Genomic DNA, 14,562 nt, shown 5'->3' with positions numbered 1-14,562 from the left:
AATCAGGCAAAGGTATACGTTTTTGGAATTTGTATCCCTGCCCCCACCCCAGCCCACCCCCACGGGGGAGGGAGCCGTTCTGCGGCAGATTTAAATAACTGCTGTCGTATCGCTATGGATAGTCATAAAATTATGGCTATTTTTGCAGCCAATGAATCCCCTCCCCCTGTGGGGACTGGAACAGCTCATCCGCAGGATGAGAAAGTTAGGGTGGGGGCAGCAGACAACGGCTCAGCAGGTTTGAGATTTTGTTGGGTTGTCGTGCAAGCTATGGTTCGGAAGGAAGTCTATTGTTTACGGCAAAAACGGGTAATCAATATAGCCTTTGCTGTCGCCGCCAAACATGGTAGCGCGGTCGGGCGTATTTAATGCGGCATTAAGCGCAAAGCGGCGCGGCAAATCGGGATTGGCGAGGAATGCAGCGCCGAAGGCAATCAAACCGGCAATGCCTTTTTCCAGCTCCTGCTCGCCGGTTTCTGCCGTATAACCCGTTCCGGCAATCAGTGTTTTCTCCACCATTTTGCCGAACAATTCGATTTCATCATCCTGCGGGTAATGCGGCAGGAGCGGAAACATTGGTGGGCGCTTCATGATTTCCACAAAAGAGAAATCCAGTTTGTTCAATTCATCCAGCAAATAGCGGTAAGTCGCAACCGGGTCATCAAAGGCAATACCGGCATAGGGATGCAGCGGGCTGATTTTGATGCCGACTTTATCGCCGCCAATGGCATCAATAATGGCGCGCATTGTTTCCAGGGTAAATCGCGCCCGGTTTTCGATGCTGCCGCCGTATGCGTCCGTGCGCTGGTTGGCGGATTCGGCGAGGAATTGTTGCGGCAAATAGCCATTGGCGGCGTGCAATTCGACGCCATCGAATCCGGCTTTAATCGCGTTTTTTGCCGCCTGCGCGTAATCGGCAATGGTTTGTTCTATTTCGGCAAGGCTCAAGGCGCGCGGTGTTTCGTATTCTTTTGCCCCTTGCGAGGTGAAATGTTTGACGCCTGCGACGTTAATGGCGATGGCACTCGGTGCGACCGGCAATGCGCCATTGCGGTCAATGGAATGGGCGACGCGGCCGGTATGCCACAGTTGCGCGTAAATCAGCCCGCCTTTTCCATGTACCGCTGCGGTAATTTTTTGCCAGGCGGCAATTTGCGCGTCGTTGTAAAGGCCGGGGGTGAGCGGGCTGCCAATGGCATCGGCGGAGATGTTGATGGCTTCCGACAGGATGAGTCCGGCGGAGGCGCGCTGCGCGTAGTATTCGGCGGTCATCTCGCCAACAATGCCGTTGGCATCGGCGCGGCTGCGGGTCATCGCCGCCATCACCATCCGGTTTTTCAGGGTGTGGCTGCCGAGCTGGAAAGGTTCGAGTAATTTCATGGTGTATCTCCGGTTGAATGATGCGGAGCATGGTAATCGCTGCCGTCTGGCGGATAAATCCCCCAAAATGGATAACATTTATGCGGAAATGGATTAATCTGCCAGGAAGGGCAGGGGGCATTTACATACACCTGAGCGCTCTCCCTGTATGTATATTTGGAGTCATCATGGATTTTTTGAATGAAATACCGCTGTTTGTCGAGGTTGCGCAATGTTTGAGTTTCAGCCGGGCGGCAGCGAAGCTGAATATGCCGCAGTCGTCGCTGTCGCGCCGTATCCGCACGCTGGAGCAGGCGCTGGGCGTGCAGCTCTTTAACCGCAGTACGCGCCAAATCAGGCTGACGGAGGCGGGGCAGCGCTATTTGCAGCGCGCCGCGCCGCTGGTGGAGGAGGCGCGGCTTTTGCATGACGAGCTGAGCGGTCGGTACGCGCGGCCAGGCGGGGTGTTGCGCCTGTCCTTGCCGGTGGATTTCGCGTATGAGTTTCTCGCGCCGCTGCTGCCGCAATTCGCTGCGCAATTCCCGGAGATTGTACTGGAGATGGATGTGTCGCCGCGCCGGGTGGATCTGGTCAGCGAGCCGTTTGATGTGGCGGTACGCGCGGGAATGCTGCCCGATTCGGGACTGGTCGCGCACCGCCTGTTGCAGTCGCCGCGCTATCTGTACGCCGCACCGGGCTATCTGCGGGCGCAGGGCGCGCCGGAGTCACCTGCCGCTGGCAGGTACGACGGTATGGCGACTGACGGCATTCGGCACAGCGGAGACGGTCGCCATTGGCGGGGCGTTTGTGGCGGACAGCCCCGGTCTGTTGCAGCGGCTTGCCGTCGCCGGGATGGGCATCGCGCTGTTGCCGGAGCTGGGCGCGCGCGAGGCGGTCGCCAGCGGTCGCTTGCAGCGGGTGTTGTCGCCGTGGCAGGCGGAGGCGGTGCCAATCCATGCACTAACGACGACGCGGCTGTTACCCGCAAAATGCCGCTGTTTTATTGAATTTTTGCGGGAACAGGCGGCAGGCTGACATGAGAAAAGCCGCTCGCAGGCGGCTTTACGCGTCTGCAAACGGATTGAGCAATGGCACTTGCAGGGCGGCGAAATCGCGGGTGTTGCGCGTGACCAGCGTCAGATCGTGGCGGATGGCGCTGGCGGCGATGAGCGCGTCGTTATAAGGACGCTGGTCGGGGACGTGCAGGCGGGCGCAGATGCGGGCAGTGTGGCGGTCAACCGGCAGGATGCGCGGCTCGAAGGTGGGCAGCACGGTTTCGTTCAGCCATTTTTGCAGGCGCAGAAACTGCGCTTCGTCGCCCCTGTGCTGCACCCTCAAAATGCCCTGCTCGATTTCCAGCAGGGTGATGACGCTCAGGTAGCAGCGGTCGAAATCAACCGTCCGCGTCCAGCGCGCCAATGCAGGATCGGCTTTCCCCTGGCTGATTTTGCGGATTTCCGAGAGAATGTTGGTATCGAGCAGAAACATCAGAACAATTCCTCGCGGTCGGCGATGATGCAGCGGGGAAATTCCACTTCAATCCAGTCCGATGCCGGATCGCTCAATTTTTCGGCCAGGCTCGGCTTGCCTTCCTGTAATGCCTTGTAGGCGGCGTAATTCATCAACACATAGGCGGGCTGGCCACGGTCGGTGATGCAAACGGGGGCGGTGTCGCTCATGTTTTTCGCCTTGGCGACGTTTTGGTTAAATTCACGGCTGCTGATGGTTTGCATGGTGTCCTCCAGGGAAATGTAGCAACGTTTGCACATTGTAGGCGTTTTTGCCGGCTCCAATCAACCACCCCGCACCGTTTGCTTTCATTTCTGCATCGCAGTATGGTGCCGCGTCCATGCTTTATTTGCCGGAGGCGGAGAAACAATCCATGATTACCCTGCAACAGGTACGCAAACAATATGGCACCACATTGGCGCTGGATGATATTTCCCTGACCATTGCCTGCGGCGAATTTTTTGTCCTGGTCGGACAAAGCGGCAGCGGCAAAACCACCCTGCTGAAAATGCTGAACCGTTTGATTGAGCCGGATAGCGGCACCATTCTCGTTGGCGGGGAAAACATCCGCACGCAATCTCTGCGCGCCCTGCGCCTCAATACCGGTTATGTCTTGCAGCACATTGCACTCTTTCCCAACATGACCGTCGCGGAAAATATCGGACTGATTCCCGAAATGAAAGGCTGGAGCCGGGAAAAACGTTTGGCGGCGACACGCGCCCTGATGCAACAAGTCAATTTGCCGCCGGAGATTTATCTGCACCGCTATCCGCAAGAATTGTCCGGCGGCGAGCAACAGCGCATTGGCATTCTCCGTGCCATTATTGCACAACCGCAGCTGTTATTGATGGACGAACCTTTTTCCGCGCTCGATCCCATTTCGCGGCGGCAATTGCAGGAACTGATCAAGCGCTTGCAGCAACAATTACATCTGACCATTGTCTTTGTCACCCATGACATGAAAGAGGCGCTATTGCTGGCAGACCGCATTTGCATTCTGCATCAGGGCAAAATGGTACGGCTTGATACGCCGGATGCAATTATGGCGCAGCCGGAGAATACAATGGTCGCCCGCCTCTTTGCCGGAGAAAATGAATCATGAAAGCATTGCTCGCTACCCTGCAAACCCGCCAGGGCGAATGGTGGCTGGCGCTGTTACAGCATTTGCAATTGTCGCTCACCGCATTGTTGCTCGCCATTGCCATTGCCCTGCCGCTGGCGATTGCCATTCAGCATCACAAACGCAGCGCAGCATTTATTTTGCACATTACCGGTATTTTTCAAACACTGCCCTCGCTTGCCATACTCGGCCTGCTCATTCCGCTGATGGGTATTGGCACATTGCCCGCCATTACCGCATTGGTGATTTATGCGCTGTTTCCGGTTTTGCAAAATACCATTACCGGACTGAACCAGATTGATGTCCATTTGTTGGAAGCGGCACACGCCTTTGGCATGACCCGCTGGGAGCGGCTGAAGAAATTTGAACTGGCATTGGCGTTGCCGGTGATTATTTCCGGCATTCGTACCGCAGCGGTGATGATTATTGGCACGGCGACGCTGGCAGCCCTGATTGGCGCGGGCGGATTGGGCAGTTTCATCCTGCTCGGTATTGACCGTAACAATAGCAGCCTGATTCTGATTGGTGCCTTGTCTTCGGCGGCGCTGGCATTGCTTTTTAATTATGGCATTCAGCGGCTGCAACAAATTCGCCTGCAGCGGATGTGGTTGGTATTTGTCGCCCTGCTGCTGGCATTGATGGCATCCTTTGCGCCACAATTTGGCGGCAGGCCGCAGAAAGAAACGCTCATTGTCGCGGGCAAACTGGGACCGGAACCAGAAATTCTCATTCAGATGTACAGGCTGTTGATTGAGGAAAATACGAATATGCGGGTGGAATTGAAGCCCAATTTTGGCAAAACCACCTTTCTGTATGAAGCACTGAAAGCGGGCAAAATTGATTTGTATCCTGAATTTACCGGTACGGTGACATCCAGCCTGTTGCAAACACCGCCCGAAGTATCGCATGACCCGGCTGCCGTCTATCAGGCAGCGCGCGACGGCATTTTGCGTCAGGACGATTTGATATTATTGCCGCCGATGGCCTATCAGAATACTTATGCCATTGCGGTCAGGCGTGATTTTGCCGCCCGTCATGATCTGCATACCATTGACGATTTACAAACAGTAGCTGCGACGGCGCAGGCGGGTTTTACCCTCGAATTTAATGACCGCGATGATGGCAATCAGGGACTGATAAAACGCTACGGCCTGCATTTGCAGGTTCATACGATGGAGCCCGCCTTGCGCTATCAGGCGATTGCGCACGGCGATATTCAGATTACCGATGCGTATTCGACCGACAGCGAATTACGTGAACATGATTTGCTGATACTGCAAGACAACCGGCAATTATTCCCGCCGTATCAGGGAGCACCACTGTTGCGTGCGGAAACATTGCGTCAACATCCCGAATTGTCCGGCATTCTCAACCGCCTGGCGGGACGGATTACGGCGGAAGAAATGCAGGAAATGAATTACCTTGTCAAAGTCAAAGGTAAAGCCGCCGCAGAAGTTGCCCGGCAATATTTGCAACAACATCATTTGCTCAAATAAGGAGACTACCATGCACGATTTGAAACTGTTAAGCGATACCCTGCTGCGTGCGGAAGAGCGCTTTTTGCAGACATTGGATGAAATGACGCTGGCGCAGGCCAATACCATGCCGCGACCGATAATTAAATCCGTTACCTGGCTTGTTTGGCACACCTCGCGGATGATTGACTATCAGGTGCCACCGCTCGCAGGAGAGGCGCAATTATGGTTCAGCCAGGGCTGGAAGGAAAAATTCGCCCTCGATTTGCCGGATGATACACAGGACTGGCGACATACGCCGGAAGAAGCGGCAAAAGTGGTGGTCGCCGACAAACAATTATTGATTGATTATTTGCAGGCGACGGTGGCATATGCGGTACATTATCTGCGCCATCTGCCGCAAGACACGCTGGAGGAAATTATTGACCGCAGTTGGACGCCGCCGGTGACGCGTGGGGTGCGTCTGGTTTCTACCGTGGATGATGCGGTAATGCATTCCGGGCAGGCGGTTTATACCAAACGTTTGCTATTGAACCGGACGTGATTTCTTTATCAATATTTGATAGTAATTTATGAACGGAATGGCCATTCATTTGCTGATTGCCCTGATATTGTTGCCCGTCATTTTGCTGACGGCTGCAATTTATGCGCGGCGGAAATTCAAAATCCGTTTTGGCATGGTCGCGCTGGGCGCTTTGGCATTCTTTTTGGCGGTCAATATTCTGGAGCGGATGCTTCATTTTCTGGTTTTGCGTCCGGCGGCCAATGGCAGCATTGAGCTGATTCAACAGCATCCGTGGCTTTATGCGCTATATGGCGTCATGGCCGCCGCTATTTTTGAAGAAAGCGCGCGCTGGCTGGTATTCAAATGGGTACAGAAAAGGCGGGAATTGGCCAAGTCAGACGGACTGGCTTATGGCCTTGGCCATGGCGGCATGGAAATGCTGCTGACGGGCGTGGCCATTCTTTCCCTTTATCTGATGGTTTATCTGGCACCGCCGGAATCCCGGGAAAAAATACCATTCATGATTATTGCGCAGGCAGAAACGTTGTCAGCGACTGCCATTTACTGGATGGTGCTGGAGCGCGTCTTTGCGCTGGGTGCGCAGATAGTGCTGTCGTATTATGTGCTATATGCGGCCGCAGATCGCAATATCCGTTTTTATTTTTATGCCATCCTGCTGCACGCCATGCTGGATTTACCCACCGCCCTGGTGCAGGCGGGTATTTTGGCAAAAGGATGGTTTTACGTGATGCTTGTCTTCGAACTGGCCGTGCTGCCGGTTTTGTTTATTTTTTTGACATTCATGGCCAATCCGTTTTCCGGAAAGAAAAATACCGCAGCGAAGGCGCGTTGGCGCGGAAAGCGCAATATTTCCTGAAACTGAAAGGGATGTGTTTTTTAATCTGTTCCAATGGCTGTTTTATCCGCACCCATTTGGATTGCGACACCGAATGTTCCGTTCCCCCCCCCCTGCAGGACGAAGCCCGCAGCGGGGGAGGGGGTGAATCGGCGGCAAGCGCTGTAACTGTTGTTGGAACTTCAGCCGCTACTGGTCATTTACGGCGAATTGTCAATCCAAGCGCAACACCTCTTCAAAAATACTCTTCATAAGGTTTCTCCCACTGCAAACAGCAGCCAACCACGCCAGCAACGGTATCGGCTTCCCCGGCCACCAATGCGCTCCTGCCAGGCACTTTGACAGCTCATGCCCGACGGGGAAGTTGTCGCGTATGGGGTCGCCCTTGCGCCGGCAAGCCTTGTGTCTGTTGTCGTATTTCTCCTGCGCCGGACTGGCGCTGTAGGTTCCATCGAGAGGCACTGTTGCGCTCCAGTTTGCACAGAATTTATGTGTTCCCGTTCGGCTGGCGCAAGATGGCGATAGGCGCTCATTTGTGGTCTCCTGCAAAGTTTTGAAATTTTTTGCAGTATCACTTATGAGCGTCTTTTTTGTTGCCCTTGCACTTGGATTGCAAATTCGCCGTAAACCCCCGCCGTTTCACAATGTGAAGAGACCCGCGTGCTATAATCCGCGCCCTTCCCGGCCACCGTGCAGCCCGCCACATGACCCGCAACGACACCCACTCCACCCCCATTCCGACCCGATGGATCGGGCCGCTCACCATCTGCGGCAATGCCATGAACGACACCGTCCGCGTGCCGCTCGCTACTTATGAATCCCCACTCTGGCCTTCGACCGCGCGCGGCGCGAAGGTCGCCGAACATTGCGGCGGCGTGCGCTGCACGATTGTCGATGAGCGCATGGCGCGCTCCGTCCTCCTCACCGCCGCCGATGCCGCGACCGCTTTTGCCGCGCTGCAATCCATCCGCGCCCGCCGCGACGAACTCGCCGCCGTCATCGCCGCCACCAGCCGTTTTGCCCGCCTGCTCGACCTGCACGCCGAAATTGTCGGCAATCTGCTTTATCTGCGCCTGGAATGCAGCAGCGGCGACGCTTCCGGCCACAACATGATTACCAAGGCCGCCGATGCCGCTATTTCCTGGCTGCTCGCTGAATTTCCGCAGCTTGCCTACGGCTCGATTTCCGCCAATTACTGCACCGACAAGAAGGCGAGCGCGGTCAATGGCATCCTGGGGCGCGGCAAAAATGTCATCGCCGAACTCACCGTGCCGCGCCGCCTCTGCGAACGCCTGCTGCGTACCACCCCGGAGCAAATCGTCGCGCTGAACCTGCGCAAGAATTTCATCGGCGGTATCCTCGCCGGCAGCATCCGCAGCGCCAACGCGCATTTCGCCAATATCCTCCTCGCCTTCTACCTCGCCACCGGGCAGGACGCCGCCAACATCATCGAAGGCGCGCAGGGCATCGTCCACGCCGAGACGCGCGACGGCGACCTCTACTTCTCCTGCACCCTGCCGAACCTCATCGTCGGCACCGTCGGCAGCGGCAAGGGCGACACGCTCGCCACCGTCGAAGAACACCTGCAAGCGCTGGGTTGCCGCGAAGCGCGACCCGCCGGGGAAAACGCGCGCCGCCTTGCCGCCATTTGCGCCGCCACCGTCCTCTGCGGCGAACTGTCGCTACTCGCTGCGCAAACCAACCCCGGCGAGCTGATGCGCGCCCACCTCGCGCTGGAACGCCGCGCATGAGCGACACCGCGCGCCGCAAACGCGAACACCTTGACGCCATCGCGCAAGACCCGGCGATAGAGCGCGGCAACAGCGGTTTTGCCGCCATCCGCCTGACGCACCGCGCCCTGCCGGAACTGGCACTCGCCGACATTGACACCCGCTGCGAATTTCTCGGCAAAACCCTGCGCCTGCCACTGCTGATTTCATCCATGACCGGCGGCGACGACCCGGAAATCCGCCGCATTAATCACAACCTCGCGCAAGCCGCCGAACAGAGCGGCATCGCCCTCGCCGTCGGCTCGCAGCGGGTGCAATTCACCAATCCCGCCGCCGAAGCGAGCTTCCGCCTGCGTGAGATTGCGCCGAACACCGTCCTCCTTGCCAACCTCGGCGCCGTCCAGCTCAACTACGGCTTCGGCGTTGAATACTGCCGCCGCGCGGTGGAAACGCTTGCCGCCGACGGCTTCTATTTGCACCTGAACCCGTTACAAGAAGCGGTGCAGCCCGAAGGCGATACCAACTTCGCCGGGCTTGCCGCCAAAATCGCCGCCGTCGCGCGCGCGTTGCCCGTGCCTGTTCTCTTAAAAGAAGTCGGCAGCGGTCTCTCGCCCGCCGACATCGCCCTCGGCAAACAGGCAGGCATCCGCCACTTCGACCTCGCCGGGCGGGGCGGCACCTCGTGGAGCCGCATCGAACACCACCGCCGCCGCGACCCCGCCGACAGCCTCGGCCTGACGTTTCAAGACTGGGGACTGACCACCGCCGACGCGCTGCGCATCAACCGCGCCGCCCACCCGGACGTCATCCTCATCGCCAGCGGTGGCATCCGTAACGGCATTGACATGGCGAAAGCCGTACTGCTCGGCGCCGAACTCTGCGGCATCGCCGCGCCCTTCCTCGCCGCCGCGCAAGACAGCGCCGCAGCGGTTATCGCCGCCATCACCCGCCTCGAACGCGAATACCGCACCGCCCTCTACCTTCTTGGCTGTCGCGACAACGCCGCCCTGCGCGACAACACCGCCCTCCTCCTCCCATAACAAGAGCAAAAAACATGAACATCGGCATTGACCAACTCGGCTTCTATACCCCGCACTACTACCTCGAACTCGCCGCCCTTGCCGCCCACCACCAGATAGACCCCGCCAAATACCGCCTCGGCATCGGCCAGGAACGCATGGCCGTCGCCCCGCCGGACGAAGACATCATCAGCATGGCTGCCAACGCCGGCGCCCCCGTCCTGCACGACTGCGGCACCGACGGCATCGACACCGTCCTCTTTGCCACCGAAACCAGCCTCGACCAAGCCAAATCCGCCGCCGTTAGCGTGCACCGCCTGCTCAACCTCCCCGCCAACAGCCGCACCATCGAACTCAAACAGGCCTGCTACAGCGCCACCGCCGCGCTGCAACTCGCCTGCGCCCACATCGCCCGCCACCCGGCGCGCAAAGTGCTGATACTCGCCGCCGACATCGCCAAATACGACCTCGACAGCGCCGCCGAACCGACCCAGGGCGCGGCCGCCGTCGCCATGCTCATCAGCGCCAACCCGCGCCTTGCCACCATCGCCCCGGAAAGCGGCCTCTACAGCGAAGACATCTACGACTTCTGGCGGCCGAACCACCGCAAAACCCCGCTGGTCGATGGCAAATACTCCACACTCGCCTACCTCAAGGCGCTCGAACACGCCTGGCAGGACTACCGCCAAAACGGTGGCCGCGCCTACGAAGACCACGCCGCCTACTGCTACCACCTGCCGTTTAACAAAATGGGCATCAAGGCGCACGCCCACCTCGCCCGCATCAACAACACCAGCGCCCGCGACGACACCCTCTCCGCCGGCCTCACCTACAGCCGCGAAACCGGCAACAGCTACACCGCCAGCCTCTACGCCAGCCTCGCCGCCATGCTCGACAACCGCGACGACCTCGGCGGCAAAACCCTTGGCCTCTTCAGCTACGGCTCCGGTTGCACCGGCGAATACCTCGCCGCCACCATCCACCCGGACTACCAACAACACCGCCGCCGCGACGCGCATCGCGCCCTGCTCGCCGCGCGTGAAGCGGTTGATTACGACACCTACCGCGCCTGGTGGCACGCCGCCGACGGCACGGCGGACATCACCCTGCCGCGCCACAACCCCGCGCCGTACCGCCTCGCCGCCATCGAAAATCACCGCCGCCGCTACGACACGCCTTAAAAAATACCCCCCCCGTGGGGGAAGGTTGGGGTGGGGTTCGCCTGCATACCTCGCTGTTATTCCGACATAGACGCAGCCCCACCCTAAAAATGCCAGACGCCCCTCAATCAGCCGGAGCTACCCATGAACTTCCTCGCCAAACTCTTTCGCAAAAAGCCCGCACTACTTGACTGGCGCGCCTTCATCGAACTTTTCGCCGCCCGCGCACGCGAACGCGGCTATCCCGCCGACATCCATTGGGGCGAAGACCTCGCCCGCAGCAGCATTACCGTCAGCACCGCAGACGGCGGCAAATACGCTGCCTACCTGGATACCGCCTGGCAGGAATACCAAAACGCCCCGGAGGCGCTGGACGCCATCATCACCGCCCGCCTGAACGCGATGGGTCAAATCGTCGTCGGCATCACTATGAATGCAGGCCAAATCTACCCCAACCTCAAACCCGCAGAATGGCTCGAAGCCGCCAGACAAATACAACACGACAACGGCACGCCTCCCGGCGGCCTCCTCAGCCAGCCGCTGGCGGGCGAGCTGCACCTCGTCTATGTCATTGACACCGGAGACGCCTTCCGCACCCTGCAGCGCAGCGAGCTGGCCGAACTCGGCATCGCCGACGAAGACGCCTTGCAACAAACCGCACTCGCCAACCTGCGCCAATACAGCGCGGGCCGCGCCGAAAACCACGACTACGGCAGCGGCATCCACCGCCTTGTCCTCGACGGCTTCCTTGATGCCTCGCTCATCCTCATCTTGCCGCAACTGACCGGCATCGGCGATCACCCCGACGGCATCCTCCTCGCCATCCCCGCGCGCGATGTACTGCTCTACTGCGACGCCGGCGACAGCGCCGCCATCCGCGTCCTGCAAGAGCTCGCGCAAGAGCTGCACGGCGCGGCGCCTTATCCCATATCCGCCCGCCTCTACCATCTGCAAGACGGCGAACTCGACGAATACGCGCCCCGGTGGCATCCGCCTGAGCGGCGTCACGCTGTCGCCTGTACCCTCCGGCCATGAAAGCCGCATCGCATGAAAACCAAACGTCTCCTGCCATTCCTTTTGCTCCTGCCGCTGCCGTTGCTCGCCGCCGTCGCCCCGGAAAATCTCGCCGTGGGCGACTGGGTGTTCCGCGCCGGTACCGGGCAGGAAAGCGCGCTGATTCGCTATCTGGATGACGGCGCATACTCGCACATCGGCATCGTTGTCGCCGTCGCGCCGGAAATTCGCATCGTGCACGCGACGACTGACGATGACCCCGCCCATCCCAATCAGGTAATTGCCAGCAGCTTCGCCGCCTTTGCCAATCCGCGGCTGGCGGGCAGTATCGCCGCCGCCCGTCCCGCGTTTCTCGATGAGGCGGAGCGTGTGCAACTGGCGACCGCGGTCGCCGCGCAGATTGGCCAGCCTTTTCACCTGCGCGCGCGCGAGCAGTCGCCGCGCTATTGCACCACTATCATTTACGACGCGCTCACCGCGCTGCGCCCCGCCATCCACGCCCGTTGGCATCACCTCGAACTGCCGCTGCTCCAGGGCGACTATCTTTTTCCGCAGGCATTGGCGGAATTGCCCGGATTGGAGTGGTTGTGAACATGACCCGCCCTGATTGGCGCATCCCGTAACCCGACACACCCACCGCAAAAACCATGACCCACCACTGCGCCGTTATCGGCAACCCCATCGCCCACTCGCGTTCGCCGGAAATCCACGCCGGATTCGCCGCCGCGCGCGGTATCGACCTGCAATACGACCGCATCCTCGCCCGTGACGAAGCAGAATTTGCCGCTACCGTCGCCCGCTTCTTTGCCGACGGCGGGCGCGGGCTGAACGTCACCGTTCCCTTCAAGCAGACTGCGTACCGCCGCTGCGACCGCACCACGCCTTACGCCGCCGCAGCCGAAGCCGTCAATACGCTGTGGATGGAAAACGGCCAACTCTGCGGCGACAACACCGATGGCCGTGGCCTCTGCCTTGCCCTGCAAGAACACGGCATTACGCTTAAAAACGCGCGCATCCTCATCCTCGGCGCAGGCGGCGCAGCGCGTGGCGTCATCCTGCCGCTGTGCGAGGCGAACCCGGCGGTGTTGCACCTTGCCAACCGCACCCCCGCCAAGGCGGAAGCCGTCATCGCCAGCCAGCAACCGCTGACCACCGTGCCGCTCGCCGCCTGGGCGCTCACCGACCTCGCCCGCCTCGACGCCTACGACCTCATCATCAACGCCACCTCGACCGGTCTCAGCAATGAGCCGCTCGCCCTGCCCGCCAACATCGCCCATTGCGCGAGCCGCGCCTACGATATGCAATATGGCAAAACCACGCCGTTCCTCGCCTGGGCAGCGGCACAACGAATCACCGCGCACGACGGCTACACCATGCTCGTCGCGCAAGCCCGTCTCTCCTTCCACCAATGGTTCCCGCTATGAACACCGAACGCCTCAAAAACTACCGCGACCCCGTCCTTGACCTGCAACCCTTCGCCCACCCCGGCGCCCTGCGCGACAACGGCGACGGCAGCATCACCCTCGCCCCCGGTTTCCCCGCCGCTAGCGAAGAAAGCCGCTGGCGCGACAACCTGCAAGCGCTCGGCATTGACGCCAGCAAACTGCGCTTTGACTACACGATTGAAAGCCAAAACGTGCAAAGCGGCCTGAAACCCTACCCCGGCGTGAAAAACATCATCGCCGTCGCCTCCGGCAAAGGCGGTGTTGGCAAATCCACCCTTTCCGTCAACCTCGCCATCGCCCTGCACCAACTGGGTGCGGCGACCGGCCTGCTTGATGCCGACATCTACGGCCCCAGCCAGGCGCGGATGCTTGGCGGCGCGACCCGCCCGGAAAGCACCGATGGCCGCACCATGCAGCCCATCCTCCGCCACGGCCTGCAAACGCTGTCGCTGGGCGACCTCGTCGAAGAAGACACAGCGATGATCTGGCGCGGCCCCATCGTCACGCAAACGCTGCTGCAACTGTTCCGCGAAACCCGCTGGAAAGACCTTGATTACCTCATCATCGACCTGCCGCCCGGCACCGGCGACACCCAACTGACGCTGTCGCAACAAATCCCGGTCGCCGGCGCGGTCATCATCACCACGCCGCAGGACATCGCCCTCTTGGACGCCAAAAAAGCCAAAACCATGTTTGACAAAGTCGCCGTCCCCGTGCTGGGCCTCGTGGAAAACATGAGCAGCTACACCTGCCCCAACTGCGGCCACGAAGCGCACATTTTCGGCAAAGACGGCGGCAAACTGCTGGCGGTCAGCCATCACCTGCCCTACCTCGGCGACGTGCCGCTGGACATCCGCATCCGCGAAGAAACCGACAACGGCAACCCGACCACCGCCGCCGCCCCGGAGAGCGACATCGCCAAACGCTACCGCACCATTGCGCTGCGCACCACCGCCCACCTCGCCGCGCGACAAAAAACGGAGACACAGGCGTTCCCGAAAATCGTCATCGAACGCTGAAACACACGCCCGCGCGATAACAAACAGCCCCTTTCTTCATGCCTGAAGAAAGGGGCTGATATTTTGGGGAGAATGCCGCTAAAGGCCGTTTACAATTGAAAAATCTCCCTCCCCTGCAGGGCGAAGCCCGCAGCGGGGGAGGGCCGGGGAGGGGGTGGGCGATATTATTGACGAGCTAAAATTCCAGTTTTTCAGATGCTTGCTGCCCTCACCCCAACCCCTCTCCCAAAGAGACTGGAACAGCTCACGCAGCGAGAGAGGGCTTATTCGCCGAATTGTAAACAGCCTCTAGAGCGTGTTTGCAATTCGTTTTGTATACCGTCGCTAACGCGGCTTGTTTGCTGCCCCCAC

The 14,562-nt window shown here is 59.6% G+C and carries 14 protein-coding genes and 1 pseudogene; 12 read left to right on the top strand and 3 right to left on the bottom strand.

The window, feature by feature from the left end; all coding sequences use genetic code 11:
• Positions 1-294: 294 nt before the first annotated feature.
• Positions 295-1,380, bottom strand: coding sequence for an alkene reductase (locus ACO54Z_RS03120; protein ID WP_485995706.1), 1,086 nt, complete (start codon positions 1,378-1,380; stop codon positions 295-297).
• Between the two features lie 17 nt (positions 1,381-1,397).
• Between ACO54Z_RS03120 and ACO54Z_RS03115 the strand changes: the two are divergent.
• A pseudogene (locus ACO54Z_RS03115) lies at positions 1,398-2,394 on the top strand (LysR family transcriptional regulator).
• 27 nt (positions 2,395-2,421) lie between these two features.
• On the opposite strand, the gene ACO54Z_RS03110 reads toward ACO54Z_RS03115, so the two are convergent.
• Positions 2,422-2,847, bottom strand: a complete 426-nt coding sequence (locus ACO54Z_RS03110; RefSeq protein WP_485995705.1) for a PIN domain-containing protein — start codon at positions 2,845-2,847, stop codon at positions 2,422-2,424.
• A complete protein-coding gene (locus ACO54Z_RS03105) occupies positions 2,847-3,092 on the bottom strand; it encodes a type II toxin-antitoxin system Phd/YefM family antitoxin (protein WP_298081633.1) in 246 nt (81 codons plus the stop codon). Before ACO54Z_RS03105 ends, ACO54Z_RS03110 begins: the two co-directional genes overlap by 1 nt.
• A 149-nt stretch (positions 3,093-3,241) precedes the next feature.
• On the opposite strand from ACO54Z_RS03105, the gene ACO54Z_RS03100 reads away from it, so the two are divergent.
• The 11 genes from ACO54Z_RS03100 to apbC all read left to right on the top strand — a co-directional run bounded on the left by ACO54Z_RS03100 (position 3,242) and on the right by apbC (position 14,211).
• Entirely contained in the window at positions 3,242-3,970 is a 729-nt protein-coding gene (locus tag ACO54Z_RS03100; protein WP_485995707.1) for an ABC transporter ATP-binding protein, read from the top strand.
• Positions 3,967-5,484: an ABC transporter permease/substrate-binding protein gene (locus tag ACO54Z_RS03095; protein ID WP_485995704.1), complete on the top strand. Its 1,518-nt coding sequence runs from the start codon at positions 3,967-3,969 to the stop codon at positions 5,482-5,484. The genes ACO54Z_RS03100 and ACO54Z_RS03095 overlap by 4 nt, the downstream gene beginning before the upstream one ends.
• A gap of 10 nt (positions 5,485-5,494) precedes the next feature.
• Positions 5,495-6,007, top strand: a complete 513-nt coding sequence (locus tag ACO54Z_RS03090) for a DinB family protein (protein ID WP_485995703.1) — start codon at positions 5,495-5,497, stop codon at positions 6,005-6,007.
• A 37-nt stretch (positions 6,008-6,044) separates the two neighbouring features.
• The gene (locus ACO54Z_RS03085) at positions 6,045-6,845 is read left to right on the top strand and encodes a YhfC family glutamic-type intramembrane protease (protein ID WP_485995702.1); all 801 of its coding nucleotides are present in this window, start codon (positions 6,045-6,047) and stop codon (positions 6,843-6,845) included.
• A 683-nt stretch (positions 6,846-7,528) separates the two neighbouring features.
• Positions 7,529-8,575, top strand: coding sequence for a hydroxymethylglutaryl-CoA reductase (locus tag ACO54Z_RS03080; protein ID WP_485995701.1), 1,047 nt, complete (start codon positions 7,529-7,531; stop codon positions 8,573-8,575).
• On the top strand, positions 8,572-9,594 hold the full coding sequence (fni, locus tag ACO54Z_RS03075; RefSeq protein ID WP_485995700.1) for a type 2 isopentenyl-diphosphate Delta-isomerase: 1,023 nt from the start codon (positions 8,572-8,574) through the stop codon (positions 9,592-9,594). Before ACO54Z_RS03080 ends, fni begins: the two co-directional genes overlap by 4 nt.
• Before the next feature lie 14 nt (positions 9,595-9,608).
• Positions 9,609-10,754 (top strand): hydroxymethylglutaryl-CoA synthase, encoded by a 1,146-nt coding sequence (locus ACO54Z_RS03070; protein WP_485995699.1) that lies wholly within the window; start codon positions 9,609-9,611, stop codon positions 10,752-10,754.
• A 123-nt stretch (positions 10,755-10,877) separates the two neighbouring features.
• Complete coding sequence (locus ACO54Z_RS03065; protein WP_485995698.1) at positions 10,878-11,768, top strand: DUF1444 family protein; 891 nt, start codon at positions 10,878-10,880, stop codon at positions 11,766-11,768.
• 12 nt (positions 11,769-11,780) lie between these two features.
• The gene (locus ACO54Z_RS03060; protein ID WP_485995697.1) at positions 11,781-12,338 is read left to right on the top strand and encodes a hypothetical protein; all 558 of its coding nucleotides are present in this window, start codon (positions 11,781-11,783) and stop codon (positions 12,336-12,338) included.
• 56 nt (positions 12,339-12,394) lie between these two features.
• The gene (gene aroE, locus ACO54Z_RS03055; RefSeq protein WP_485995696.1) at positions 12,395-13,171 is read left to right on the top strand and encodes a shikimate dehydrogenase; all 777 of its coding nucleotides are present in this window, start codon (positions 12,395-12,397) and stop codon (positions 13,169-13,171) included.
• The gene (apbC, locus tag ACO54Z_RS03050) at positions 13,168-14,211 is read left to right on the top strand and encodes an iron-sulfur cluster carrier protein ApbC (protein ID WP_485995695.1); all 1,044 of its coding nucleotides are present in this window, start codon (positions 13,168-13,170) and stop codon (positions 14,209-14,211) included. Before aroE ends, apbC begins: the two co-directional genes overlap by 4 nt.
• The last annotated feature ends 351 nt before the right edge of the window (positions 14,212-14,562 follow it).

It is taken from the genome of Cardiobacterium sp. (assembly GCF_057314735.1).
This window is presented reverse-complemented; position numbering and strand designations above follow the sequence as displayed.

Bases quoted from the DNA above. Each gene is read 5' to 3' on its own strand.
- fni (WP_485995700.1), top strand. From the start codon at position 8,572: ATGAGCGACACCGCGCGCCGCAAACGCGAACACCTTGACGCCATCGCG.
- aroE (WP_485995696.1), top strand. From the start codon at position 12,395: ATGACCCACCACTGCGCCGTTATCGGCAACCCCATCGCCCACTCGCGT.
- ACO54Z_RS03065 (WP_485995698.1), top strand. From the start codon at position 10,878: ATGAACTTCCTCGCCAAACTCTTTCGCAAAAAGCCCGCACTACTTGAC.
- ACO54Z_RS03060 (WP_485995697.1), top strand. From the start codon at position 11,781: ATGAAAACCAAACGTCTCCTGCCATTCCTTTTGCTCCTGCCGCTGCCG.
- ACO54Z_RS03105 (WP_298081633.1), bottom strand. From the start codon at position 3,092: ATGCAAACCATCAGCAGCCGTGAATTTAACCAAAACGTCGCCAAGGCG.
- ACO54Z_RS03100 (WP_485995707.1), top strand. From the start codon at position 3,242: ATGATTACCCTGCAACAGGTACGCAAACAATATGGCACCACATTGGCG.
- ACO54Z_RS03085 (WP_485995702.1), top strand. From the start codon at position 6,045: ATGGCCATTCATTTGCTGATTGCCCTGATATTGTTGCCCGTCATTTTG.
- ACO54Z_RS03110 (WP_485995705.1), bottom strand. From the start codon at position 2,847: ATGTTTCTGCTCGATACCAACATTCTCTCGGAAATCCGCAAAATCAGC.
- ACO54Z_RS03090 (WP_485995703.1), top strand. From the start codon at position 5,495: ATGCACGATTTGAAACTGTTAAGCGATACCCTGCTGCGTGCGGAAGAG.
- ACO54Z_RS03070 (WP_485995699.1), top strand. From the start codon at position 9,609: ATGAACATCGGCATTGACCAACTCGGCTTCTATACCCCGCACTACTAC.
- ACO54Z_RS03120 (WP_485995706.1), bottom strand. From the start codon at position 1,380: ATGAAATTACTCGAACCTTTCCAGCTCGGCAGCCACACCCTGAAAAAC.
- ACO54Z_RS03095 (WP_485995704.1), top strand. From the start codon at position 3,967: ATGAAAGCATTGCTCGCTACCCTGCAAACCCGCCAGGGCGAATGGTGG.
- apbC (WP_485995695.1), top strand. From the start codon at position 13,168: ATGAACACCGAACGCCTCAAAAACTACCGCGACCCCGTCCTTGACCTG.
- ACO54Z_RS03080 (WP_485995701.1), top strand. From the start codon at position 7,529: ATGACCCGCAACGACACCCACTCCACCCCCATTCCGACCCGATGGATC.